Below are 21,699 nucleotides of genomic sequence, written 5' to 3'. Positions count from 1 at the left end.
CCTTGACAATATTTGCCTAGGCAACTATTATTCGGGTTATCCATGAGTGCCCGACCTCCCAGCAACGCCGCCGACAAGGTGTTCTACCGCCCGGAAGACTACAAGCCGGAGGACAGCGCCGCCTATTTGATGCGTCGCATCCTCAACGTGGCCGCTTGCGAGATCGACCAGGCGCTGGAACCGCGCGGCCTGACCCACGCCCAATGGGTGCCGCTGCTCAAGCTGCACTGGGGCGAGGCCTCCACGGTGGCCGAACTGGCGCGTGAATGCCAGCTCGATGCCGGCGCCATGACGCGCCTGCTGGACCGCCTGGAAGCCAAGGGCCTGGTGACGCGCGTGCGCTCATCCTCCGACCGCCGCGTGGTCAACCTGGAGCTCACCTCCGAAGGGCGTGACACCGCCAAGCAGATCCCCGCGGTGCTGTGCGCCGTGCAGAACCAGATGCTGCAGCCGCTCAGCGTCGCGGAATGGGAGCAACTGCGTGGGCTGCTGCGCCGCGTCCTGGACAACGCGCTGGCCCGCCAGTAACAAGAAAACGGAAACCAACAATGAAGCCCCTCCTGACAGGCCTTGCCGCCGCCCTCGTGCTGGCCGGCTGCGCCAACTTCTCCGGCATCGAACCGCAGGCCAAGCTGCGCGACGCCGCTGTTCCCCACGCCTCTTCCGCTTCCGTGGCCACGCTGGCCCCGGATTGGTGGAAGGAGTTCGGCGACGCGCGCCTGGACGCCCTGGTCGATGAAGCCCTCGCCGGCAACCCGAACCTCGGCGTGGCCCAGGCGCGCCTGCGCCGCGCGCAGTCCACGATCGAGTCGGCGCGCTCGGCGGATTCGCCGCAGCTCACCGGCCAGGCCGACGCGATGCGGCAGCGCTTCACCGAGCACGGCCTGTACCCGGCGCCGCTCGCCGGCTCCATCAAGGACACCGGCACGCTGCAGCTCAATGGCAGCTGGGAGCTGGACTTCTTCGGCAAGAACAAGGCGGCGCTGCAGGCCGCGCTGGGCGCCGCCCGCGCTTCCGAGGCCGACGTCGCCGCCGCCCGCATCCTGCTGGCCAGCAACGTCGCCCGCAGCTACTTCCAGCTGGTGCGCGTGCAGGAGCAGCTGGCCGTCGCCCATCGCACGCTGGAGCAGCGTGACCAGCAGCTGAAGCTGGTGCAGCAGCGCCTGCAGGCCGGCCTGGACACCAACCTGGAACTGCGCCAGGCCGAAGGCGGCCTGCCGGAAGCGCGCCAGCAGATCGAGGCCCTGCAGGAGCAGGCCCAGGTCGCGCACAACGCGCTGGCCGCGCTGGTCGGCCGCGACGACGTGCCCGCCGTCGGCGGCGTGCCCGCGCTGCACGCCATTCCCACCGCGCCGGCGCTGAGTGCGCTGCCCGCCGACCTGCTGGGCCGCCGGCCCGACATCGCCGCCGCGCGCTGGCGCGTCGAAGCCGCGGGCGAGGACATCAAGAACGCGAAGGCGCAGTTCTATCCCAACATCAACCTGGTCGGCTTCATCGGCCTGAACAGCCTGGGCCTGGGCAAGCTGCTGGACATGGGCAGCGAGCAATGGGGCTTCGGTCCCGCCATCCGCCTGCCGATCTTCGACGGCGGCCGCCTGCGCGCCAACCTCAAGGGCAAGACGGCGGACCTGGACGTCGCCATCGAGAGCTACAACGGCGCTGTGCTGGACGCCATCCACGAATCCGGCGACGCCATTGCCGCCGTGCAATCGGTCGCCCGCCAGCAGGTCGAGCAGAAGCAGGCTGAAGCCGCGGCCGAAGGCGCCTACGACATCGCCGTGCAGCGCTACAAGGCCGGCCTGGGCACCTACCTGAACGTGCTCAGCGCCGAAACCACGGTGCTGCAGCAGCGCCGCCTGGGCGTCGACCTCGCCGCCCGCGCGCTCGATGCCCGCGTGTCCCTCTATCGCGCCCTCGGCGGCGGCTACCAGCCCGCCGCCGACACCGCCGTCGCCGCCCACTGAAGAATCCGGAGTCAAGAAACATGAGCGAAAACCAAGCGCAATCCCTCAACGCCCCGAACCAGAAGCGCCGCAAGGCGCTGACCGCCCTGGCCGCCATCGTGGTGGTCGGCGGCCTCGGCTGGGCCGCCTACGAGTGGCTGGTGGCCAGCCACTACGAGAGCACCGACAACGCCTACGTCCAGGGCAACGTCATCCAGGTGACCCCGCAGGTCGGCGGCACCGTGCTGTCCATCCATGCCGACGACACCGACTTCGTCAAGGCGGGCCAGCCCCTGGTGAAGCTGGACCCGGCCGACGCCCAGGTGGCGCTGGACCAGGCCGAAGCGGCGCTGGGCCAGACCGTGCGCCAGGTGCGCACGCTGTACGCCAACAACGGCTCGCTGTCGGCGCAGATCGCGCTGCGTGAAGCCGACGCCAGCAAGGCGCAGTCCGACCTGCTGCGCGCCAACGACGACTACAACCGGCGGGCCTCGCTGGTGCAGTCCGGCGCCGTGTCCAAGGAAGAACTGCAGCACGCGCAGACGCAGGTAAACGCCGCGCGCAGCGCCGTCGCCGCCGCGCAGGCCGCGGTGGTGAGTGCGCGCGAGCAGCTCGCCAGCAACCAGGCCCTGACCTCCGGCACCGACGTCGAGCAGCACCCGCAGGTGCAGGCCGCCGCCGCCAAGGTGCGCGAAGCCTGGCTGGCCTCGTCGCGCGCCACGCTGCCCGCCCCGGTGGACGGCTACGTCGCCAAGCGCACCGTGCAGCTGGGCCAGCGCATCGCCGCCGGCACGCCCGTGATGTCCATCATCCCGCTGAACCAGGTGTGGGTGGACGCGAACTTCAAGGAAGTACAGCTGCGCAAGATCCGCATCGGCCAGCCGGTGACGCTGACCGCCGACGTGTACGGCAAGAAGGTCGAATACAAGGGCACCGTGGACGGCCTGGGTGTCGGCACCGGCGCCGCCTTCTCGCTGCTGCCGGCGCAGAACGCCACCGGCAACTGGATCAAGGTGGTGCAGCGCGTGCCCGTGCGCATCGCCCTGGACCGCCAGCAGGTGGCCGACCACCCGCTGCGCGTGGGCCTGTCGATGGAAGCGACCGTGGACATCAGCAAGCAGGACGGCAAGTCGCTGGCCGATGCGCCGAAGGACGTGACCTCGCACACGCAGGTCTACGGCGCGCAGGACAACGGCGCCGACGCCGAAGTGCGGCGCATCATCGCGCTGAACTCCGGCCGCGGCATCGCCGCGCCCGCCACCGCCAGGAACGGCAGCGGCAAGGGTGCCAAGGGCACCACGCCGGTCGCCGCGCAGAACGTCGCCCACGCCGCTTCCGCGACGGTCAGCCGCTAAAGCGTCAAGCCCATGGCTACTTCCGCACCTCCGGTGGCGCACCCGCCACTCGAGGGTTCCGCGCGCCTGTGGGGCACGATCGCGCTGTCCGCCGCCACGTTCATGAACGTGCTGGACAGCTCGATCGCCAACGTCTCGCTGCCGGCCATTGCCGGTGACCTCGGCGTCAGCCCCAACCAGGGCACCTGGGTCATCACCAGCTTCGCCATCGCCAACGCGATCGCGGTGCCGCTGACCGGCTGGCTGTCGCAGCGCTTCGGCCAGGTCCGCCTGTTCGTGGCCAGCATCGTGCTGTTCGTGATCGCTTCCTGGCTGTGCGGCCTCGCGCCCAACATGCCGATGCTGATCGCGTTCCGCGCGCTGCAGGGCTTCGTCGCCGGGCCCATGATCCCGCTGTCGCAGACGCTGCTGCTTTCCAGCTATCCACGCGCATCCGCCGGCCTGGCGATGGCGCTGTGGTCCATGACCACCCTGGTCGCGCCCGTGATGGGGCCGCTGCTGGGGGGCTGGATCACGGACAACATCACCTGGTCCTGGATCTTCTACATCAACATCCCGGTGGGCATCGTCGCCGCCTTCGGCGCCTGGGGCATCTACCACAAGCGCGAGAGCGTGCGGCACAAGCTGCCGATCGACCGCGTCGGCCTGGCGCTGCTGGTCGTGTGGATCGGCTGCATGCAGATGGTGCTGGACCTGGGCAAGGAGTACGACTGGTTCCACTCGCAGCTGATCGTGGGGCTGACGGTGATCGCCATCGTCGGCTTCGCCTTCTTCATCATCTGGGAGCTGACCGACAAGCACCCGGTGGTGGCGCTGCGGCTGTTCGCCGGGCGCAACTTCTGGGCCGGCACCCTGGCCGTCTCCATCGGCTACGGGCTGTTCTTCGGCAACGTGGTGCTGCTGCCGCTGTGGCTGCAGCAGTTCATGGGCTACACGGCCACCGATGCGGGCATGGTGACGGCGCCGGTGGGCTTGCTGGCGCTGGTGTTCTCGCCCATCGTCGGCAAGACCATCGCCAAGGTGGACCCGCGCCGCTACGCCACGTTTGCCTTCCTGGTGTTCGCGGTGGTGCTGTGGATGCGCTCGAACTTCAACACCCAGGCGGACATGCGCACCATCCTGATCCCCACGATCATCCAGGGTGTGGCGATGGCGTTCTTCTTCATCCCGCTGATGACGATCACGCTGTCCGGGATGACGCCGGCGCAGATGCCCTTTGCCTCGGGCCTGAGCAACTTCGTGCGCATCACCGCCGGCGCGATCGGCACTTCGGTGTCGACCACGCTGTGGGAAAGCCGGGCGGCGCTGCACCATGCGCAGCTGGTCGAGTCGGTGGGGCCGGGCAGCAACGTGGCCATGCAGACCTTGCAAGGCCTGCAGGCCTCGGGCCTGTCGCCGGAGCAGGCGCTGGCGCAGATCAACCGCCTGGTGGACCAGCAGTCCTTCATGATGGCCGCCAACGACATCTTCTACGGTTCGGCGGTGCTGTTCCTGTGCCTGATCCCGCTGGTGTGGCTGACGCATCCGCAGAAGTCGCCGGCCGGCAGTGGCGGAGCCGACGCGGCCGCCGGCGCGCACTAGGACTACACGCCGTTGCCGCGGAAGCTACGCAACGGCTGTGCCGGCCGCTGACGTGCCCCTACAGCCCCGGCCGGCCCGAACACTCCGGGTCGGCCCACAGGGCGGGGGCGCGGCAGCGTCCATCCTTCTGGGCATCCCACGGAGATGCTCGAATGAAATACATGCACAAGGCCATCTGGCAAGCCGACGGCAACCTGGTGATCCGGGGCAACAGCCGGGCGCTGCTGTTCCGCGCGTTGCAGGACGCCGACGCCGAACTGAAGCGCTGCGCCGATGGCGTCGACCCGCAGCTGTTCCGCACCCTGCAGGCGTTGCAGGATGTGCTGGGGCGCTTCGACGGCAGCCTGCCGAGCGCCATCGACCTCCTGGGCGACCCCCAGAAGGAACAGGTCGCCCGCAACCTGCTGAAGCTCTGAGGCCGGCCAGCCTCCCGTAGACGCCGCCGGCCCCGCTGGCGGCGTTTTCATGCCTCCGCACGATGGCGGAAGCGCGTGCAGCAGTTCACGCGGCGGGGATCCTCCCCCTGGGCGTGGCCACTGACCCTGGGCAGAATCGGCGCTTTCTGCCGGAGACAACGATGCGCCGACCCGCTGCCCTTCTCGTTCCCTTCATCCTCGCCGCCGCCTGCCTGCCCGTCGCCGCGCAGCAGCAGCTGAAGCCCGGCCTGTGGGAAATCAACAACAAGATGAAGGGCAACCCGCAGATGGATGCGGCCATGGAGCAGATGCAGAAGCAGCTGGCCGCCATGCCGCCCGAGCAGCGCAAGCAGATGGAAGACATGATGGCGCAGCGCGGCATGCGCATGGCGCCCGGCGCCGCCGGCGGCGGCATGACGGTGCAGATGTGCATGACCAAGGAGATGGTCGAGCGCAAGGAGATGCCGGTGCGGGAGGGCTGCAAGACGACCAAGCAGGACCGCAGCGGCAACACGATGAAGATCGCGTTCACCTGCAGCAGCCCGCCTTCCAGCGGCGAAGGCGAGTTCACCGTCGCCAGCGACCAGGCCTACAGCAGCCACATGGTGGTGCGCAGCACGGTCCAGGGCCGCGAGACGACCACCGAGATGGACGGCTCCGGGAAGTGGCTGGGCGCGGACTGCGGCAGCATCAAGCCGGTGCAACCGCCGAAGAACTGACCCGCCCCCCGAACACCGCCGTTCCCACCCGCACCATCGTGCTGCCGGCGTGGATGGCGGCCTCGAGGTCGGCGGTCATGCCCATGGACAGCGTGTCCAGCGCCAGGCCGGCATCGCGCAGCTGGTCGAACAGCTGGCGCGCCTTGCGGTGCACCGCCAGCTGCGCGGCGTAGTCGGCGCCCGGTTCCGGGATCGTCATCAGCCCGCGCAACCTCAGGCGCGGCAGGGCCGCCACTTCGCGCGCCAGGGCCAGGGTGTCCTGCGGGGCGACGCCGGACTTGGTGTCGCCGCCGTCGATGTTTACCTGGAGGCACACCTGCAGGTCCGGCAGGCCTTCGGGCCGCTGCTCCGACAGGCGCTGCGCGATCTTCAGCCGGTCGACGCTCTGCGCCCAGTCGAAGTGCGCGGCCACCAGCCGCGTCTTGTTGCTCTGGATCGGGCCGATGCAATGCCACTGCAGGCCCAGGGCGGCCAGCGCGGCGATCTTGGCTACCGCTTCCTGGATGTAGTTCTCGCCGAAGGCCATCTGGCCCGCGGCATGGGCCGTACGCACGGCATCTGCACCGAAAGTCTTGGAAACGGCGAGCAGCGTGACTTCGTTCACGTCGCGTCCGGCGGCCGCACAGGCCGTGGCTATGCGCTCACGCACAAGCTGGAGGTTGCTGGAAATCGTGGTCATAATCGACCAGCCCTTCCCGGGAGGCTTGCGCCGAGGGGAGACGGGCGATCAAACAAGAGGGACTCGTGGATATTACCCAGCTGCTGGCATTCAGCGTCAAGAACAAGGCATCCGACCTCCACCTCTCGGCAGGCCTGCCCCCGATGATCCGCGTGCACGGCGACGTGCGGCGCATCAACGTGGACCCGATGGACCACAAGCAGGTCCACGCCATGGTCTACGACATCATGAACGACAGCCAGCGCAAGAACTACGAGGAATTCCTCGAGTGCGACTTCTCGTTCGAGATCGAAGGCCTGGCCCGCTTCCGCGTCAACGCGTTCAACCAGAACCGTGGCGCCGGCGCCGTGTTCCGGACGATTCCGTCCAAGATCCTGACGCTGGAGCAGCTGAACGCGCCCAAGATCTTCCAGGACCTGGCGCTCAAGCCGCGCGGCATGGTGCTGGTGACGGGCCCCACCGGCTCGGGCAAGTCCACGACGCTGGCGGCCATGATCAACCACCTGAACGAGACCGAGTACGGCCACATCCTGACGGTGGAAGACCCGATCGAATTCGTGCACGAGTCCAAGAAGTGCCTGATCAACCAGCGCGAAGTGGGCCCGATGACCTTGTCCTTCTCCAACGCGCTGCGTTCGGCGCTGCGGGAAGACCCGGACTGCATTCTCGTGGGCGAAATGCGTGACCTGGAAACCATCCGCCTGGCCATGACGGCCGCGGAAACGGGCCACCTGGTATTCGGCACGCTGCACACCTCGTCCGCCGCCAAGACCATCGACCGGATCATCGACGTGTTCCCGGCCGAGGAAAAGGAAATGGTCCGCGCGATGCTGTCGGAGTCGCTGCAGGCCGTGATCTCGCAGACGCTGTGCAAGACCAAGGACGGCGCCGGCCGGGTGGCGGCGCATGAGATCATGATCGGCACGTCGGCCATCCGCAACCTGATCCGCGAAGCCAAGATCGCGCAGATGTACTCGGCCATCCAGACCGGCAGCAGCGTGGGCATGCAGACACTGGACCAGAACCTCACGGACCTGGTGCGGCGGAACATGATCACCGCCGCGGAAGCCCGCGGCAAGGCCAAGATCCCCGAGAATTTCCCCGGTTAAGAGTCCAGGAAGGAGAGTTCCACCATGGAACGCGACCAGGCAACAAAGTTCATCAACGACCTGCTGAAGCTGATGGTCGGGCGCAACGGCTCGGACCTCTTCATCACGGCCGATTTCCCGCCCGCGATCAAGGTGGACGGCAAGGTCACCAAGGTCTCGCCGCAGCCGCTGAACGCGTCGCACACGCTGGCGCTGGCGCGTTCGATCATGAACGACAAGCAGGCCGCCGAGTTCGAGCGCACCAAGGAGTGCAACTTCGCCATCTCGCCGCCGGGCGTGGGGCGCTTCCGCGTGAACGCCTTCGTGCAGCAGGCCAAGGTGGGCATGGTGCTGCGGGTGATCCCGCAGATCCTGCCGACCATCGACAAGCTCGGCGTGCCCAGCGTGCTGAAGGACGTGGTGATGTCCAAGCGTGGCCTGGTCGTGCTGGTGGGCGCCACCGGCTCGGGTAAGTCGACCACCTTGGCGGCCATGATCGACTGGCGCAACGAGCAGAGCTACGGCCACATCATCACCATCGAAGACCCGGTGGAATTCGTGCACCCGCACAAGAACTGCGTGGTGACGCAGCGCGAAGTGGGGCTGGACACGGACAGCTGGGAAGCGGCGCTGAAGAACACGCTGCGCCAGGCGCCCGACGTCATCCTGATGGGTGAAATCCGCGACCGCGAGACGATGGAACACGCCATCGCCTTCGCCGAAACCGGCCACCTTTGCATGGCGACGCTGCACGCCAACAGCGCCAACCAGGCGCTGGACCGCGTGATCAACTTCTTCCCGGAAGAGCGCCGGCCGCAGTTGCTGATGGACCTGTCGCTGAACCTGAAGGCCTTCGTGTCGCAGCGCCTGGTGCCCAAGCAGGACGGCAAGGGCCGCGCCGCCTCGGTGGAGATCATGCTGAACTCCCCGCTGATCTCGGACCTGATCTTCAAGGGCGAAGTCAGCGAGATCAAGGAAGTGATGAAGAAGAGCCGCAACCTGGGCATGCAGACCTTCGACCAGGCGCTCTTCGACATGTACGAGAACAACGTCATCTCCTACGAGGACGCGCTGCGCAACGCCGACTCGGTGAACGACCTGCGCCTGCAGATCAAGCTGAACAGCCAGCGCGCGAAGACGCAGGACCTGGCGGCGGGCACCGAGCACCTGGCGATCGTCTAGATCCCGGTTTTGCGGCGGGCGCACAGCCGTTTTGCGGCGGCGCGCCTTTCGCCGCGCGCCGCGCCATCGCACAGTGGCGTTCCCTTTGCAGGAGAACGCCATGCCCCTCGTCCGGATCGAAGCTCCCGAAACGCTCTCCGCCGCGCGCGCCCAGCGCGCCGGCGACGCCGTGCACCAGGCGCTGGTGGATACCTTCGGGGTGCCGCCGGACGACCGCTTCCAGGTCATCACGCGGCATCCGCCGGGTGCACTGGTCTGCACGCCGGAGTACCTGGGCGTGAAGCACACGGCGCAGGCGCTGTTCGTGCAGGTCTATTGCGCGCCGGGGCGCACCTTGCAGCAAAAGCGGGCCTTCTACGCGCGCACGGCGGCCGACGTGTCCGCTGCCTGCGACGTCAGTCCGTCGGACGTGATCATCAACCTGGTCGAGACCTTGCGCGAGAACTGGTCCTTCGGCGACGGCATCGCCCACTACACGCTCTGAAGGCGGGCCCTAGAATCCGCCGCATGCCTTCGACCAACCCCAAGACCTACGAACCCACCCCCAGCCGCCAGGTCGCCTTCCTCGGCCTCGGCGTGATGGGCTTTCCCATGGCCGGCCACCTGGCGCTGGCGGGCCATGGCGTCACCGTCTACAACCGCAATCCCGAGAAGCGCGCCGCCTGGTGCCAGGAATTCGGCGGCGCTGCCGCGGCATCGCCGCGCGAAGCCGTCGCGGGTGCGGACTTCGTGTTCTGCTGCGTCGGCAACGACGACGACCTGCGCTCGGTGGTGCTGGGCGAGCAGGGCGCGCTGGCCGGCATGAAGCCGGGCGCCATCTTCGTCGACCACACGACGGCCTCGGCCGACGTGGCGCGCGAACTCTCCGCCGAAGCGGCCAGGCGCAAGATCCAGTTCGTCGATGCGCCCGTGTCGGGCGGCCAGGCCGGCGCGCAGAACGGCATGCTGACGGTGATGTGCGGCGGCGACGCGGCGGCTTTCGAAGCGGCCAAGCCAGTCGCGATGTGCTTCTCGCGCGCCTTCACCCTGATGGGCGGAAGCGGCGCGGGGCAACTCACCAAGATGGTCAACCAGATCGCGATCGCCGGCCTCGTGCAGGGCCTGTCGGAAGCGATCAGCTTCGGCCAGAAGGCCGGCCTGGACATGGGCCAGGTGCTGGACGTGATCGGCAAGGGCGCGGCCCAGAGCTGGCAGATGGACAACCGCGGCAAGACCATGGTGGCCGACCAGTTCGAGTTCGGCTTCGCCGTCGACTGGATGCGCAAGGACCTCGGCCTGGTGCTGGACGAAGCCAAGCGCAACGGCGCGCGCCTGCCGGTGACGGCGCTGGTGGACCAGTTCTACGCCGACGTGCAGGCGCTCGGCGGCAGCCGGTGGGATACGTCGAGCCTGATCCGCAGGCTCAAGTAATCAGCGAACCGGCGTGGCCACTGCCCCGCCCGACTCCGTCTGCAGCGTCGTCGTCGCAGGCGGCACGGCGGTCGCGGGGTTCGCGGCGGGCACGGGCGCGGGCGCCGGGGCAGGCGCGGCAGGCGCCGTGATGCCCAGGGCGCGCAGGTCTTCCGGCGTCACCAGTTCGAACATCCGCACCACCTTGCCCACGCCGCTGGTCTGGCGGGCGATGAGCGTGCCGCGCTCGGCTTCGTAGGGCGTCACGCGTCCCATCAGGTAGACGGTGCCGCGCTCGGTGACGACCTTGAAGGCCTGGTTCTGCAGGTCGGAGGCGTCGACCAGCGAGGCGCGGATCTTGCCCGTGACGTAGGTGTCGGTCGAGCGCTGCTGCAGCGACGACGGCGGCGCCACCGCCAGTTCGTTGACGACGCTGCGCACGTTGTCGACGCGGCCGACGATGGTCTCGGCCATCTGCTTCGCCTGGTCGCTGGGCACCTCACCCGTCATCAGCACCTGGCGGTTGTAGCTGGTGACGTTGATGTGGGCCTTGTCGCCCAGCGCTTCGCTCAGGCGCAGCGCGGACCGGACCTCGATGGTCTCGTCGTCCACCTGGGCGCCGGAGCTGCGGCGGTCGGTGGCCATCAGCGCGGTGCCTGCTGCGGCGCCGACGACGACGGCGGCACAGCCGCCCAGGGTGGACGCGGCCACGGCGATGGCCGCGAGGCGCAGGGCGAAAGACGGGTACTGCAACTTCATGTGGGGCTCTCCTGGTCGCCGAGCAACTGCGCGTCTACGCCGTCGCAGATGCAATGAATGGCAAGGATGTGGACTTCCTGGATGCGCGCGGTGCGCTCGTGGGGCACGCAGATGTGCACGTCGGTTTCGCGCAGCACGCTGGCCATCCGGCCGCCGCCGCGTCCCGTCAGCGCCACCACGGTCATCTCGCGCTCGTGCGCGGCCTCGACCGCGGCCAGCACGTTGGCGGAGTTGCCGCTGGTGGTGATGGCCAGCAGCACGTCGCCGGCCTGGCCGAGCGCGCGCACCTGCTTGGCGAAGATGCGTTCGAAGTCGTAGTCGTTGGCGATCGCGGTCAGGATGGAGCTGTCCACCGTGAGGGCGATCGCGGCGAGTTCGGGCCGTTCGCGTTCGAAGCGGCCGACGAACTCCGCGGAGAAGTGCTGCGCGTCGGCGGCCGAGCCGCCGTTGCCGCAGGCCAGCACCTTCCCGCCACTGGTTACGCACGCCAGCACGGCCTGCACCGCCTGCGCGATCGGCTTGCTGAGCGTCTGGGCGGCCTGGTATTTCAGGTCCGCGCTGTCGATGAAATTCTGCTGGATCCGTTGCTCGAGCATGTGGGGAATGATACCTCTGCGCCTGTTGCGCCCCGGTAAATCCAGGCCCCGCAGCCGCCGCGCGCGCATGAGGTCGTGCGCCTGTGCTACGCACCGTTACCACCCTTTCCGCACCGTTGCGGGATGGGTCGAACGTGTAGGCCTCATCGGACGAGGCAGGCGCGGGATGACCGACGCAGAGGCGGACGTGACCCGACACGAAACCCCGCCGCGTGCTGACTCCGCGCAAGTTGCGGCTCACTACTCTTGACACCGCTGGCTTCGTTGCCCGCAGGTTCAATCCACAAATCAAGCTCTAGGAGAAGTTGCAATGGCTATCATGAAAAAAATCGCTGGTCTGATCGCGGGTGCCTCTGCCGTCGCCGTTATCGGTGTCGCCATGGCCCAGGGCGTCCCGCCCAACCCCTTCATCGCCAACCCCGCTCTCGGCGCCGGCCAGCAGAGCACCCACCTGACCTCGATGGGCGAAACCGGCGTGCCGGGCATCGTCGACCAGGTGCAGACCGCCCAGACGACGGTGGTCGAAGAGCGCACCGCCGTCGTGGAGCAACCCGCTCCGGTGGCCCAGGTGACCGAACAGCAATCCATGGGCGCCGCTCCCGAGCCGGCTCCGCAAGTGATTGCGAAGGCCGACCGGAACTGATCCGGGAAGCCAAAGCAGGTTTGCTAGGGCCTGAGGTCCTAGCCAGCATCGAAGGCGGCGCGCATCCACTGGATGCCGCCGCCTTCTTCCATGCAGACCACGTCGAAGCGGCAGGGGGGCTCCGCGCCCAGCCGCAGCAGGTAGTGCCGTGCGGCGAACACGATGCGGCGCTGCTTGGTTGCGGTGATGCTGCCCAGGGCCCCGCCGAAGGCCCGCGAGCGGCGCTTGCGCACCTCCACGAAGACGAGCGTGCCGTCGCGGTCCCACAGCACGAGGTCGATCTCGCCGCCGCCGCGGCCCGGCGTCCGATAATTGCGCGCGGCCAGCCGCAGCCCGCGTGCGCACAGGAAGACCAGGGCACGGTCTTCCGCCGCGTCGCCCTCGGCCTTGGTCGTCATGGCCCGGCCTTCAACAGGAGAGTCCTTGAGCGCATCGTTTGCCTCCGCCCTCGCAGCCGCGCGCGAGGCGGCCGCCTCGCAGCATTATCCGCAGGGGGCGCTGTACGTCGTCGCCACGCCCATCGGCAATCTGGCGGATGTCGGCCTGCGGGCCTTGCACGTTCTGGAGCTGGCGGACTGCATCGCCTGCGAGGACACGCGCCACACGCAGGCGCTCGCGCGCGCCTATGGCATTGCCAAGCCGGCGGGCGGCTGGCTCAGCGTGCACCAGCACAACGAAGCCGCCGGCGCGCAGGAAGTGATCAAGCGCCTGCAGCAGGGTGAGCGCGTGGCCTATGCCAGCGACGCCGGCACGCCTGGCGTCAGCGACCCCGGCGCGCGCCTGGCCGCCGCGGTGCAGGCCGCGGGCCTGCGCGTGGTGCCGCTGCCGGGGCCCAGCAGCATCACCGCGCTGCTCAGCGCCGCCGGCGCCGTCGGCGAGGAGTCCGGCTTCGTCTTCCAGGGCTTCCTGCCGGCCAAGGCCCAGGAGCGCCAGCAAGCCGTGCAGCAGCTGGCCGGCGAGACGCGGGCCATCGTGCTGCTGGAGGCGCCGCATCGCATCGAAGCGCTGGCCGACGCGCTGGTGCCCCTGGGCGAGCGCGGACTGACCGTGGGTCGCGAGCTCACCAAGCAGTTCGAGGAGGTCGCCACGCTGGCCTGCGCCGGTTTCCCGGCCTGGCTGCAGGCGTCGCCGCAGCGAAGCCGCGGCGAATTCGCCCTCGTCCTGCATCCGGTGGCCGCGCAGGCAGACGATCGCGAGCCGCTGCGCGTGCTGCGGCTGCTTTTGGCAGAGTTGCCGCTGAAGACGGCGGTGAAGCTGGCCGCCGAAATCACCGGCGCGCCACGGAATACCTTGTACGAAGCGGCGTTGCGCGAGAAGGAGTCCTAGGCGCCCGGACGGACCACGCAGCCGCCGACCACGCCTGCCAGCCGCGCCTGCATCGCGGCGCCCAGGCTCTGCAGTCCGAATGTTTGCGTGACCACCGGCGTGAGCGCGCCGGCCTGCATCCATGCCAGCAGCTGGCCCAGCCTTCGCGCGCGGCCTTTCGGGTCGCGCTGGCCGGTGATCACCATGGGCGAGCCGGTGACGGTGAGGCCTTTCAGCTGCAGCAGGTTCGTGGGCAGCAGGTCCGGCTGCAGCGAGCCGCCGGCGCCGTGCCCCGCCGCCACTTTGGTGTTGGCGGCCCAGCCGATGATCGCCATGCGGCCGCCGAAGAGCAGGGTGCGCAAGGCGGGGACCAGCCAGTCGCCGCCGACGGTGTCGAAGACGAGGTCCACGCCCTCGCTGCCGGTGAGCGCCTTGACGGCGTCGCGCAGGCCGGTGGGGCCTGGCGGCAGAGCCCGCAGGTCGATGACGTGATCGGCGCCATTGCCGCGTGCAGGCGCCAGGCGTTCGAGGCCGCGGCCGGTGGCGATGACCTGTCCGGCGCCCAGCAGCTTGGCCACTTGCACGGCCGCCAGGCCTGCGGCGCCGGTGGCCCCCGTGACCAGCACCGTCTCGCCGGCCTGCAGGTGAAGGCGGCTAGCGAACGCGAACTGCGCCGTCTCGTAGTTCAACAGCAGGTTGCAGGCGGCGTCGAAGCACAGGCTGGCCGGAATGCGGTGCAGCGCGGCGGCCGGTGCCAGCGCGTAGCGCGCCCAGCCGCCCCAGGCCTGGTACGCGCCCGCGCTGCGCGGCCCCGTATTCAGGAAGTCGCTCAGGACACGGTCGCCAGGCTGCAGGCCGCGCACGGCGCTGCCGGTGCGCGCCACGACGCCCGCGTACTCCAGGCCCGGCGTGTAGGGCAAGGGCGGCTTGTGGTGGTACTGGCCACTGAGCATCAGAAGGTCGATGTACGCGACGCTCGCGCTTTCGACCTGGACCAGCACTTCATCGGGGCCGATGCTGTTCGGCGCCTCCTGCCGCGCGAGCTCCACGCCATGCGCGACGCCGTCCTCGCGCGTGGCGGCGAACTGCGTCACGCGCGCATGCCAGCCCGGCGCGAGGGAGGCTTCGCTCATTCCGCCTGGATGCCGGCCTGGCGCACGTGCGCGCCCCAACGTTCCTGTTCGGAGTCGACGAACTTCGCGAAGGCGTCGCCGGTGAGCAGCGCGCCTTCCATGCCGATGGTGCGCAGCTTGTCCTGCACCGCCGGGACGGCCAGGGATTGGGCCAGTTGTTCGGTCCACCAGGTCACGACTTCGGGCGGCAGTTTCGCCGGCCCGTCGAAGCCGACCCAGCCCCCCAGCAGCACGGGAGTCAGGCCCACTTCGCGCGCCGTGGGAACGTCGGGCAGCAGCGGCGAGCGGCGCTCCGCCAGCACCGCGATGCCGCTCAAGCTGCCTTCCTTCAGGAAAGGCAGGATCGCGCCGAGGTCGGACGCGACGAAGTCGACGCGGCCTCCCAGCAGGTCGGTGACGGCAGCCGGCTGGCCCTTGTAGGGGATCGGGCGGACCTGGATGCCGGCCGCATGGCTGAACGCTGCGCTGCCCACCTGGCCCGTGCCGGAGCCGTAGCCATAGGTCAGGGCATCCGGCTTGGCCTGGCCGGCGTCGATCAGCGCCTTCGCGCTCTTGTAAGGGCCGGCCTTGCTGGTCACCACTGCAATGTCGAAGCGCGACACGCGGGCCACGTGCGTGAGCCCCTTCACCGGGTCGAGCTTCTGCAGCGCCTTGCCCAGGTGCGGCCCGGACGAATGCGTGGCGCTGGAGCTGGGCATCAAGGTGTAGCCGTCGGCCGGCGCGCGCTCCACCTGCTCGACGCCGATGGCGCCCAGCGCGCCGGGCTTGTTGTCGATGACGATGGTGGCGCCGGTGCGCGCGCGCACGTCGTCCAGCAGGATGCGCGAGGTCACGTCGATGCTGCTGCCCGCCGGGAAGCCGACCACGAAGCGGATCGGCTTGCTGGGGTACGCCTGCGCGAGGGCGGCGCTCGTTGCGGCGAGAGCGGCGGCGCCTGCCAGGATCCGGAACCAAGCTTTCATGTCGTCTCCTCGTTCTTGATGTCTGCGTTGTGTTCCCCGATGCGCGGGGCATGGCGGCGCACGCTGGCCGGCGTGCGCGAGAAGTGCACGGGCAGGCCGGCCTGCAGCAGGCGGCCTTCCGAAGGGTGGTCCACCTCGCGCCAGAAGCCGATCGCCTTCAGGTGCGGGTCGTCCAGCAGGTCTTCGAGGGAGTTGGCCTTCGCGAAGGGGATGTCCGCTTCCTGCAGCAAGGCCAGCCACTCCGCGGTCGTCTTGCCCGCGAGGATGGTCTCGACGAAGGCATACAGCTCGGGGAAATGCCGGCTGCGCGCCGCCTGCGTGCGATAGCGCTCGTCGGCCAGCATCTCGCTGGTGCCGGCCAGTTCGAAGAAGCGCTTCCACTGGCCGTCGGTGTAGGGCACCACGCCGAGGTAGCCGTCGCGCGTGCGGAACGGGCGGCGGAACTCGTTGAGCAGCCGCGTGTAGCCGGTGCCGCCTTCGGGCGGCACGAAGGTGCGGCCGGCCAGGTGCTCCGCGCTGGTGAAGGACACCATGCATTCGAACATCGGCACTTCGATGGCCTGGCCGACGCCGCTGCGCTCGCGCGCATACAGCGCCGCGCCGATGGCGCTGGTGACGTACAGCGCGACCACCTTGTCGGCGACGACGCTCTTCACGTATTCGGGCGCGCGTTGGCCGTTGTCTCCCTGGATATAGGCGAGGCCGCTGGCGGCCTGGATGGTGTCGTCGACGGCCGGCCGGCCGGCGTAGGGGCCGCGCTCGGAATAGCCGTAGCAGACGCAGTGGATCAGGCGCGGAAAGCGCTGCTGCAGCGACTCGGCGTCGAGCCCGAGCCGGCGCAGGGCCGGCGCGCGCATGTTGGAAACGAAGACATCCGCCGTTTCGATCAGCGCGAACAGCTGCTCGCGGCCCGCGGAGGACTTCACGTCGAGGCTGACGCTGCGCTTGTTGCGGTTCAGGTTGAGGAAGGCGTGGCTCATGCCCGCGTGCCGCTGCGGCATGACGTGGCGGAACACGTCGCCCTCGGCCGATTCGACCTTGATGACGTCGGCGCCGAAGTCGCCGAGCAGCTGCGTCGCCATCGGGCCCATGCCGACTGCGGTGAGGTCGACGATGCGCACGCCCTCCAGCGCGCCGACCGCGCTCATGCCTGCGCCGGACGCTTGTGCATCAGCGCCGCCCGCTTGCAGGCGCAGATCACCTTGCCGTCCTGGTTGTAGCCGGTGTGCTCGAACTCGATGATGCCGGCTTCGGGCCGCGACTTGCTCTCGCGCTTGGACAGCACTTCCGTCTTCACGTGGATGGTGTCGCCGGCGAACACCGGGTTGGGAAAGCGCGTGTCGCCCATGCCGAGGTTGGCGATGGTGGTGCGGAAGGTCGTGTCGTTGACCGTCATGCCGATCACCAGCCCCAGCGTGAACAGGCTGTTGACGATCGGCTTCCTGAACTCGGTCTGCGCCGAGAAGTGCGCGTCGAGGTGCAGCGGCTGCACGTTCATCGTGAGCGTGCTGAAAAGCACGTTGTCCATCTCGGTGACGGTGCGCGTCCACTCGTGGTCGAAGCGCTGGCCGACCTCGAAATCCTGGAAATACAGACCGGGCATGGGTGTCCTTATTGACGTTGCAGGGAAGCCAGTTCGGCGGCGGCGCGCTTGAGCGCGGCGCCGATCTTGTCCACCTCGGGGCCGAGGCGGCTCATGGGCGCGCCCACGACCAGGGCGAGCAGGGCGCCATCGAGCATCGCGGGCACGGCGATCGACACCGTGTCGGCCTGGTGTTCGCCCAGGTTCACGTGCCAGCCGCGCTTGCGGCCTTCTTCGACGCGCCTGGCCAGCGCCTTCGGCGTGGTGACGGTGGACTGGGTGAACGCGTGGTAGTCCAGGCTTGCGGCCAGGGCTTGCATCTCTTGTTCCGGCAGGCCGGCCAGCAGCGCGTGCCCCGAGGCGCCGGCGTGGATCGGCTTGTGCTGGCCGACGTGCGCCGAGAAGCGCAGCACGCGCTCGGCCTCGATCACGTCGAGGTACACCACCTTGTCGCGCGAGAGCTGGGCCAGGATCACCGTCTCGCCCACGGTCTGCGCCAGCTTTTCGAGCGTGGGGCGGCAACGCAAGGCCACCTGGTCGTGCGAGGCCACGGCCTGGGCTTCGCGCAGCCAGCGGCTCGTGAGGTAGTAACGGCCGTCGGTCTGGTACGCGTAGCCCTCGGTGACCAGCGTTTCCAGCAGCGCCAGGCAACTGGATTTCGGCAGGTCGAGGGCCGTGGAGATGCGCGCCAGCGAGGCCGGCGCCTGTTCCTCGGCGAAGAAACGCAGGATTTCGAGCACGCGCTTGGCGCTCTTGACGTCGCTCATTGCGTTCAGCCGGTTGAATGCCAGAACATATCCATGAATTCTGGCGGCGCCCCGGCGGGCGCACAAGCTAGGGCGAGCCCTTAGATCACCAGCGGATCGACGTCCACCGCCCAGCGGATCAGGCCGCGGATGCGCTGCTCCTGCAGCACCGGCTGCCAGGCCGCGAGGAAAGCCTGCAGCGCCGGGCGCGACGTGCTTTCCACCAGCAGCTGCGCGCGCTCCACGTTGGCGACCCGCTGCACGGTCATCGGCACCGGCGCATAGACGAACACGTGGCTGCTGCCGTCCAGGCCCGGCGCCGCGTCGGCCGCGGCTTGCAGGAATTGCTGCGCCACTTCCTGCGTGCGGCCTTCGGCGCGCAGCACGGCCTGGAAGGCGAAGGGCGGCATCGCGGCCGCCTGGCGCTCCTTCAACTGCTGTTCGGCGAAGGCGGGGAAATCGTGCTTGCGCAGCGCCATGAACAGCGCGTGCTCTGGGTTCCAGGTCTGCACCCACATCTCGCTGGCGGCGGCCTGGGCGGCATCGCGGCCGGCCCGGCCCGCGGCCTGCATCAACAGCGCGAACAGGCGCTCCGGCGCGCGGAAGTCGCTGGAATAAAGCGCCGAGTCCGGGTTCACCGCCGCCACCAGCGTGATGCGGCGGAAGTCGTGGCCCTTGGTGACCATCTGCGTGCCCACCAGCACGTCGACCTCGCCCGCGTGCACCTGCGCCAGCTGCTGTTCCAGCGCGCCCTTGGCCTTGGTGCTGTCGGCGTCCATGCGGGCGATGCGCGCCGGCCGGCCTCCGGGGCCTTGGGCATCGGCGAGCAGCTGGGCGAGCTGTTCCTCCAGCTGCTCGGTGCCGCGGCCCAGCGGCGCGATGTCGACGTTGCCGCAGGCCGGGCAGGCGCGCGGCACGCGCTCGGTGTAGCCGCAGTGGTGGCAGCGCAGCGTGCGGTCGATCTTGTGGAACACGCGGAAGGCGCTGCAGTTCGGGCATTCGCTGCGCCAGTCGCAGGCGCCGCAGGCCAGCACCGGCGAGTAGCCGCGCCGGTTGAGGAAGATCAGCGATTGCTCGCCGCGCGCGATGCGTTCGCGCACCGCCGCCAGCAGCGGTTCGGAGAACAGCGTGTTGCGCGGCTGGTGGTTCATGTTGACCACCCGCACGCGCGGCAGCGCACCGGCGCCGACGCGCGCGGGCATGTCCAGGCGGCGGTAGCGGCCGCGCTCGCAGGCGGACCAGCTTTCCAGCGAAGGCGTCGCCGAACCCAGCACCACCTTCGCGCCTTCCAGCCGCGCGCGGTAGATGGCGAGGTCGCGCGCCGAATAGCGTGCGCCTTCCTGCTGCTTGTAGCTGGGGTCGTGCTCCTCGTCGACGGCGACCAGGCGCAGCGCCGGCAGCGAAGCGAACACCGCCATGCGCGTGCCCAGCACGATGCGCGCCTGGCCCAGGTGCGCGGCGAGCCAGCTGCGCAGGCGCTGCGGGTTGGTCATGCCGCTGTGGATGGCCACGACGGATGCCTCGCCGAAGCGCTCGACGAAGCGCGCCTGCAACTGCGGCGTGAGGTTGATTTCCGGCACCAGCACCAGGGCCTGCGCCTGCGGTTCGCGCTGCAGCAGGGCCTGCACGGCGCGCAGGTAGACCTCGGTCTTGCCGCTGCCGGTGGCGCCGAACAGGAGGAAGGGGCCCGGCTCGGCATCGATGGCCGCCAGCGCCTGCGCCTGTTCGGCCGTCAGCGGCGGGCCTTTGGGCGCCGCCGGTCCTTCGCCGGGCGGGCCGGCGCGCTTGAGGCGACGCGCGAGCTGCGCCGCGTCCAGCTCGCGCAGCTGCGGCGGCAGCGCCGCCACGGCCACTTCTCCCAGGCTGCGCTGGTAATAGTTCGCGGCGAACGTAACGAGCTGTCGCCATGCTTCCGACAGCGGCGGCAATTGCGCCAGCGGCGCGATCACCGACTTCAGTTGGTCCGGCGCGAGGTCCGCTTCGCCCTCGGCGGCTTCATCCCAGACGACGCCGCACACTTCACGGCGACCCAGGGGCACGCGGACCAAGGTGCCAGGGGCGAGTGGAAGCTCACTTGCATAGCTCAGGGGTTCGCTGAGGGTGCTGTGCGCGGGCGTGGGCACCACCACCCGGACCGTCAGGCGCATGCCGGCTCCCGACTTAGGGTGTTTTCCTTAGGCTTGTCTCGCGAAAACCCGGGTAAGTGCTTGATTCCACAACGCTTTCCACAGCCGGGTAGATTTCTGTGGATAACTTTGGGGATTAACTGCCTCCGATCGGCCGGCAAGCCCCTGGAATCAAGGGCTTGGCTGGATCGCCCGGAAAAAGTGCATATCCTGAAATTCAACAAAATCAACAACTTACGTGCGCTACCGTTTTCGGAGCAAGAACCGTTAGCGACAGCTCTTCTGGTTGCGCCGCAGCACGGTTTCTGTGCACAAGTCAATGTGACTGGCAAAGTTTTTGCAGCCCATGTCATCTAGGGATCACCCGGATGACGCGGGCTTTACGAAGCGCTTGCAAGCCGCATGTGCGCGGAATGCGCATGCACTGCTTCCACCAGCGCATGCACGTGTTCCGGCGGCGTGTGCTGGCTGATGCCGTGGCCCAGGTTGAAGATGTGCGTGGGGCCGGTGCCCGCGCCCTGGTGCGGCGTGCCGAACTCCTCCAGCACGCGGCGCGCTTCGGCGGCCACCTGCTCCGGCGGGGCAAACAGCACCGCGGGATCGAGGTTGCCCTGCAAGGCCTTGCTGGCGCCCACCTGCGCGCGCGCCTGGGCCAGGTTCACCGTCCAGTCCACGCCCAGCACATTGCAATCCAGCTGCTCCATCTGCGGCAGCCATAGCCCGCCGCCCTTGGTGAAGACGATGCGCGGGATGGTCGCGCCATCCTTCGCCTGCTTCAGCTTGGAGAGCACTCGCGCCGTGTAAGGCAGGCTGAATTCGAGGAAGGCGCGGTGCGACAGTGCGCCGCCCCAGCTGTCGAACACCATCACGGCCTGGGCGCCGGCGTCGATCTGCGCGTTGAGATAGGCCGCCACCGCTTCGGCGTTCACTTCCAGGATGCGGTGCATCAGGTCGGGCCGGCTGTACAGCATGGCCTTGACGCCGCGCCAGTCGTCGGCCGAGCCGCCGCCTTCGACCATGTAGCAGGCCAGGGTCCAGGGGCTGCCGGAAAAGCCGATCAGGGGCACGCGGCCTTTCAGCGCATGGCGAATGGAAGTCACCGCGTCGAACACGTAGCGCAGGTTCTCGAGGTCCGGCACCTGCAGCGCGGCCACCGCCGCTTCGTCGCGCAGCGGGCGCGCGAGCTTCGGGCCCTCGCCCTCGGCGAAGCTCAGCCCCAGACCCATGGCGTCGGGCACGGTCAGGATGTCGGAGAACAGGATGGCCGCGTCCAGCGGGAAGCGCTCCAGCGGTTGCAGCGTGACTTCGGTCGCGTACTGCACGTTGGTGGCCAGGCCCATGAAGCTGCCCGCCCGGGCCCGCGTCGCCTTGTATTCCGGCAGGTAGCGCCCGGCCTGGCGCATCAGCCACAGCGGGGTGTAGGGCGTGGCCTGGCGCAGGCAGGCGCGCAGGAAGGTGTCGTTCGCGAGCGGGGGGAAAGCCATCCCGCGATTGT

23 protein-coding genes are annotated in these 21,699 nt (G+C 69.0%); 12 read left to right on the top strand and 11 right to left on the bottom strand.

Going from position 1 to position 21,699, the window contains the following annotated elements; translation table 11 throughout:
• Positions 1–42 precede the first annotated feature (42 nt).
• From HHL11_RS33095 to HHL11_RS33070, 6 genes are all read left to right on the top strand, one after another.
• Complete coding sequence (locus HHL11_RS33095) at positions 43–528, top strand: MarR family winged helix-turn-helix transcriptional regulator (RefSeq protein WP_240980537.1); 486 nt, start codon at positions 43–45, stop codon at positions 526–528.
• Positions 529–548: 20 nt separating this feature from the next.
• A complete protein-coding gene (locus tag HHL11_RS33090) occupies positions 549–1,964 on the top strand; it encodes an efflux transporter outer membrane subunit (protein ID WP_169422911.1) in 1,416 nt (471 codons plus the stop codon).
• 20 nt (positions 1,965–1,984) lie between these two features.
• Complete coding sequence (locus HHL11_RS33085) at positions 1,985–3,298, top strand: HlyD/EmrA/EmrK family protein (RefSeq protein WP_169422910.1); 1,314 nt, start codon at positions 1,985–1,987, stop codon at positions 3,296–3,298.
• A 12-nt stretch (positions 3,299–3,310) separates the two neighbouring features.
• A complete protein-coding gene (locus HHL11_RS33080) occupies positions 3,311–4,879 on the top strand; it encodes a DHA2 family efflux MFS transporter permease subunit (RefSeq protein ID WP_169422909.1) in 1,569 nt (522 codons plus the stop codon).
• 152 nt (positions 4,880–5,031) lie between these two features.
• Positions 5,032–5,295 (top strand): hypothetical protein, encoded by a 264-nt coding sequence (locus tag HHL11_RS33075; protein ID WP_169422908.1) that lies wholly within the window; start codon positions 5,032–5,034, stop codon positions 5,293–5,295.
• 161 nt (positions 5,296–5,456) lie between these two features.
• Positions 5,457–6,014, top strand: coding sequence for a DUF3617 domain-containing protein (locus tag HHL11_RS33070; protein WP_169422907.1), 558 nt, complete (start codon positions 5,457–5,459; stop codon positions 6,012–6,014).
• On the opposite strand, the gene HHL11_RS33065 is transcribed toward HHL11_RS33070, so the two are convergent.
• The gene (locus tag HHL11_RS33065) at positions 5,986–6,693 is read right to left on the bottom strand and encodes a YggS family pyridoxal phosphate-dependent enzyme (protein ID WP_169422906.1); all 708 of its coding nucleotides are present in this window, start codon (positions 6,691–6,693) and stop codon (positions 5,986–5,988) included. The two genes, HHL11_RS33070 and HHL11_RS33065, sit on opposite strands and share 29 nt — an antisense overlap.
• Positions 6,694–6,758: 65 nt before the next feature.
• Here HHL11_RS33065 and HHL11_RS33060 point away from each other — a divergent pair, with 65 nt between their 5' ends.
• From HHL11_RS33060 to HHL11_RS33045, 4 genes are all read left to right on the top strand, one after another.
• Positions 6,759–7,802, top strand: coding sequence for a PilT/PilU family type 4a pilus ATPase (locus HHL11_RS33060; protein ID WP_169422905.1), 1,044 nt, complete (start codon positions 6,759–6,761; stop codon positions 7,800–7,802).
• A gap of 24 nt (positions 7,803–7,826) precedes the next feature.
• Positions 7,827–8,963, top strand: a complete 1,137-nt coding sequence (locus HHL11_RS33055) for a PilT/PilU family type 4a pilus ATPase (RefSeq protein WP_169422904.1) — start codon at positions 7,827–7,829, stop codon at positions 8,961–8,963.
• A gap of 100 nt (positions 8,964–9,063) precedes the next feature.
• Positions 9,064–9,447 carry a tautomerase family protein gene (locus HHL11_RS33050; protein ID WP_169422903.1) on the top strand — a complete coding sequence of 128 codons (384 nt, stop codon included), beginning with the start codon at positions 9,064–9,066 and terminating at the stop codon, positions 9,445–9,447.
• A gap of 23 nt (positions 9,448–9,470) precedes the next feature.
• Entirely contained in the window at positions 9,471–10,373 is a 903-nt protein-coding gene (locus HHL11_RS33045; RefSeq protein ID WP_169422902.1) for an NAD(P)-dependent oxidoreductase, read from the top strand.
• Here HHL11_RS33045 and HHL11_RS33040 read toward each other — a convergent pair whose 3' ends face one another.
• On the bottom strand, positions 10,374–11,111 hold the full coding sequence (locus HHL11_RS33040) for a BON domain-containing protein (protein ID WP_169422901.1): 738 nt from the start codon (positions 11,109–11,111) through the stop codon (positions 10,374–10,376). It abuts the gene before it with no gap.
• A complete protein-coding gene (locus HHL11_RS33035; protein ID WP_169422900.1) occupies positions 11,108–11,707 on the bottom strand; it encodes a phosphoheptose isomerase in 600 nt (199 codons plus the stop codon). Before HHL11_RS33035 ends, HHL11_RS33040 begins: the two co-directional genes overlap by 4 nt.
• Positions 11,708–12,026: 319 nt before the next feature.
• On the opposite strand from HHL11_RS33035, the gene HHL11_RS33030 reads away from it, so the two are divergent.
• A complete protein-coding gene (locus HHL11_RS33030) occupies positions 12,027–12,350 on the top strand; it encodes a hypothetical protein (protein WP_169422899.1) in 324 nt (107 codons plus the stop codon).
• Positions 12,351–12,388: 38 nt separating this feature from the next.
• Here HHL11_RS33030 and HHL11_RS33025 read toward each other — a convergent pair whose 3' ends face one another.
• A complete protein-coding gene (locus HHL11_RS33025; RefSeq protein WP_169422898.1) occupies positions 12,389–12,748 on the bottom strand; it encodes a YraN family protein in 360 nt (119 codons plus the stop codon).
• A 25-nt stretch (positions 12,749–12,773) separates the two neighbouring features.
• On the opposite strand from HHL11_RS33025, the gene rsmI reads away from it, so the two are divergent.
• Entirely contained in the window at positions 12,774–13,676 is a 903-nt protein-coding gene (gene rsmI, locus HHL11_RS33020) for a 16S rRNA (cytidine(1402)-2'-O)-methyltransferase (RefSeq protein ID WP_169422897.1), read from the top strand.
• Here the strand turns inward: rsmI and HHL11_RS33015 are convergent.
• The 7 genes from HHL11_RS33015 to hemE form a co-directional block, all read right to left on the bottom strand.
• Positions 13,673–14,788 (bottom strand): zinc-binding dehydrogenase, encoded by a 1,116-nt coding sequence (locus tag HHL11_RS33015; RefSeq protein WP_169422896.1) that lies wholly within the window; start codon positions 14,786–14,788, stop codon positions 13,673–13,675. The two genes, rsmI and HHL11_RS33015, sit on opposite strands and share 4 nt — an antisense overlap.
• Complete coding sequence (locus tag HHL11_RS33010) at positions 14,785–15,750, bottom strand: Bug family tripartite tricarboxylate transporter substrate binding protein (RefSeq protein WP_169422895.1); 966 nt, start codon at positions 15,748–15,750, stop codon at positions 14,785–14,787. The genes HHL11_RS33015 and HHL11_RS33010 overlap by 4 nt, the downstream gene beginning before the upstream one ends.
• Positions 15,747–16,898 (bottom strand): CaiB/BaiF CoA transferase family protein, encoded by a 1,152-nt coding sequence (locus HHL11_RS33005; protein WP_169422894.1) that lies wholly within the window; start codon positions 16,896–16,898, stop codon positions 15,747–15,749. The genes HHL11_RS33010 and HHL11_RS33005 overlap by 4 nt, the downstream gene beginning before the upstream one ends.
• A complete protein-coding gene (locus HHL11_RS33000) occupies positions 16,895–17,353 on the bottom strand; it encodes a MaoC family dehydratase (protein ID WP_169422893.1) in 459 nt (152 codons plus the stop codon). Before HHL11_RS33000 ends, HHL11_RS33005 begins: the two co-directional genes overlap by 4 nt.
• 8 nt (positions 17,354–17,361) lie before the next feature.
• Positions 17,362–18,099, bottom strand: coding sequence for an IclR family transcriptional regulator (locus HHL11_RS32995; RefSeq protein WP_169422892.1), 738 nt, complete (start codon positions 18,097–18,099; stop codon positions 17,362–17,364).
• 80 nt (positions 18,100–18,179) lie between these two features.
• Positions 18,180–20,225 carry a replication restart helicase PriA gene (gene priA, locus HHL11_RS32990; RefSeq protein ID WP_169422891.1) on the bottom strand — a complete coding sequence of 682 codons (2,046 nt, stop codon included), beginning with the start codon at positions 20,223–20,225 and terminating at the stop codon, positions 18,180–18,182.
• A gap of 359 nt (positions 20,226–20,584) precedes the next feature.
• The gene (gene hemE, locus HHL11_RS32985; RefSeq protein WP_169422890.1) at positions 20,585–21,688 is read right to left on the bottom strand and encodes a uroporphyrinogen decarboxylase; all 1,104 of its coding nucleotides are present in this window, start codon (positions 21,686–21,688) and stop codon (positions 20,585–20,587) included.
• Positions 21,689–21,699 lie beyond the last annotated feature (11 nt).

Origin of the sequence: Ramlibacter agri (assembly GCF_012927085.1) — a bacterium.
Classification (GTDB): Bacteria; Pseudomonadota; Gammaproteobacteria; order Burkholderiales; family Burkholderiaceae_C; genus Ramlibacter; species Ramlibacter agri.
This window is presented reverse-complemented; position numbering and strand designations above follow the sequence as displayed.

Excerpts from the sequence above, each read along its gene's own strand:
- HHL11_RS33095 (WP_240980537.1), top strand. The coding sequence starts at position 43 with ATGAGTGCCCGACCTCCCAGCAACGCCGCCGACAAGGTGTTCTACCGC.
- HHL11_RS33090 (WP_169422911.1), top strand. The coding sequence starts at position 549 with ATGAAGCCCCTCCTGACAGGCCTTGCCGCCGCCCTCGTGCTGGCCGGC.
- HHL11_RS33085 (WP_169422910.1), top strand. The coding sequence starts at position 1,985 with ATGAGCGAAAACCAAGCGCAATCCCTCAACGCCCCGAACCAGAAGCGC.
- HHL11_RS33080 (WP_169422909.1), top strand. The coding sequence starts at position 3,311 with ATGGCTACTTCCGCACCTCCGGTGGCGCACCCGCCACTCGAGGGTTCC.
- HHL11_RS33075 (WP_169422908.1), top strand. The coding sequence starts at position 5,032 with ATGAAATACATGCACAAGGCCATCTGGCAAGCCGACGGCAACCTGGTG.
- HHL11_RS33070 (WP_169422907.1), top strand. The coding sequence starts at position 5,457 with ATGCGCCGACCCGCTGCCCTTCTCGTTCCCTTCATCCTCGCCGCCGCC.
- HHL11_RS33065 (WP_169422906.1), bottom strand. The coding sequence starts at position 6,693 with ATGACCACGATTTCCAGCAACCTCCAGCTTGTGCGTGAGCGCATAGCC.
- HHL11_RS33055 (WP_169422904.1), top strand. The coding sequence starts at position 7,827 with ATGGAACGCGACCAGGCAACAAAGTTCATCAACGACCTGCTGAAGCTG.
- HHL11_RS33050 (WP_169422903.1), top strand. The coding sequence starts at position 9,064 with ATGCCCCTCGTCCGGATCGAAGCTCCCGAAACGCTCTCCGCCGCGCGC.
- HHL11_RS33045 (WP_169422902.1), top strand. The coding sequence starts at position 9,471 with ATGCCTTCGACCAACCCCAAGACCTACGAACCCACCCCCAGCCGCCAG.
- HHL11_RS33040 (WP_169422901.1), bottom strand. The coding sequence starts at position 11,111 with ATGAAGTTGCAGTACCCGTCTTTCGCCCTGCGCCTCGCGGCCATCGCC.
- HHL11_RS33035 (WP_169422900.1), bottom strand. The coding sequence starts at position 11,707 with ATGCTCGAGCAACGGATCCAGCAGAATTTCATCGACAGCGCGGACCTG.
- HHL11_RS33030 (WP_169422899.1), top strand. The coding sequence starts at position 12,027 with ATGAAAAAAATCGCTGGTCTGATCGCGGGTGCCTCTGCCGTCGCCGTT.
- HHL11_RS33025 (WP_169422898.1), bottom strand. The coding sequence starts at position 12,748 with ATGACGACCAAGGCCGAGGGCGACGCGGCGGAAGACCGTGCCCTGGTC.
- HHL11_RS33015 (WP_169422896.1), bottom strand. The coding sequence starts at position 14,788 with ATGAGCGAAGCCTCCCTCGCGCCGGGCTGGCATGCGCGCGTGACGCAG.
- HHL11_RS33010 (WP_169422895.1), bottom strand. The coding sequence starts at position 15,750 with ATGAAAGCTTGGTTCCGGATCCTGGCAGGCGCCGCCGCTCTCGCCGCA.
- HHL11_RS33005 (WP_169422894.1), bottom strand. The coding sequence starts at position 16,898 with ATGAGCGCGGTCGGCGCGCTGGAGGGCGTGCGCATCGTCGACCTCACC.
- HHL11_RS33000 (WP_169422893.1), bottom strand. The coding sequence starts at position 17,353 with ATGCCCGGTCTGTATTTCCAGGATTTCGAGGTCGGCCAGCGCTTCGAC.
- HHL11_RS32995 (WP_169422892.1), bottom strand. The coding sequence starts at position 18,099 with ATGAGCGACGTCAAGAGCGCCAAGCGCGTGCTCGAAATCCTGCGTTTC.
- priA (WP_169422891.1), bottom strand. The coding sequence starts at position 20,225 with ATGCGCCTGACGGTCCGGGTGGTGGTGCCCACGCCCGCGCACAGCACC.
- hemE (WP_169422890.1), bottom strand. The coding sequence starts at position 21,688 with ATGGCTTTCCCCCCGCTCGCGAACGACACCTTCCTGCGCGCCTGCCTG.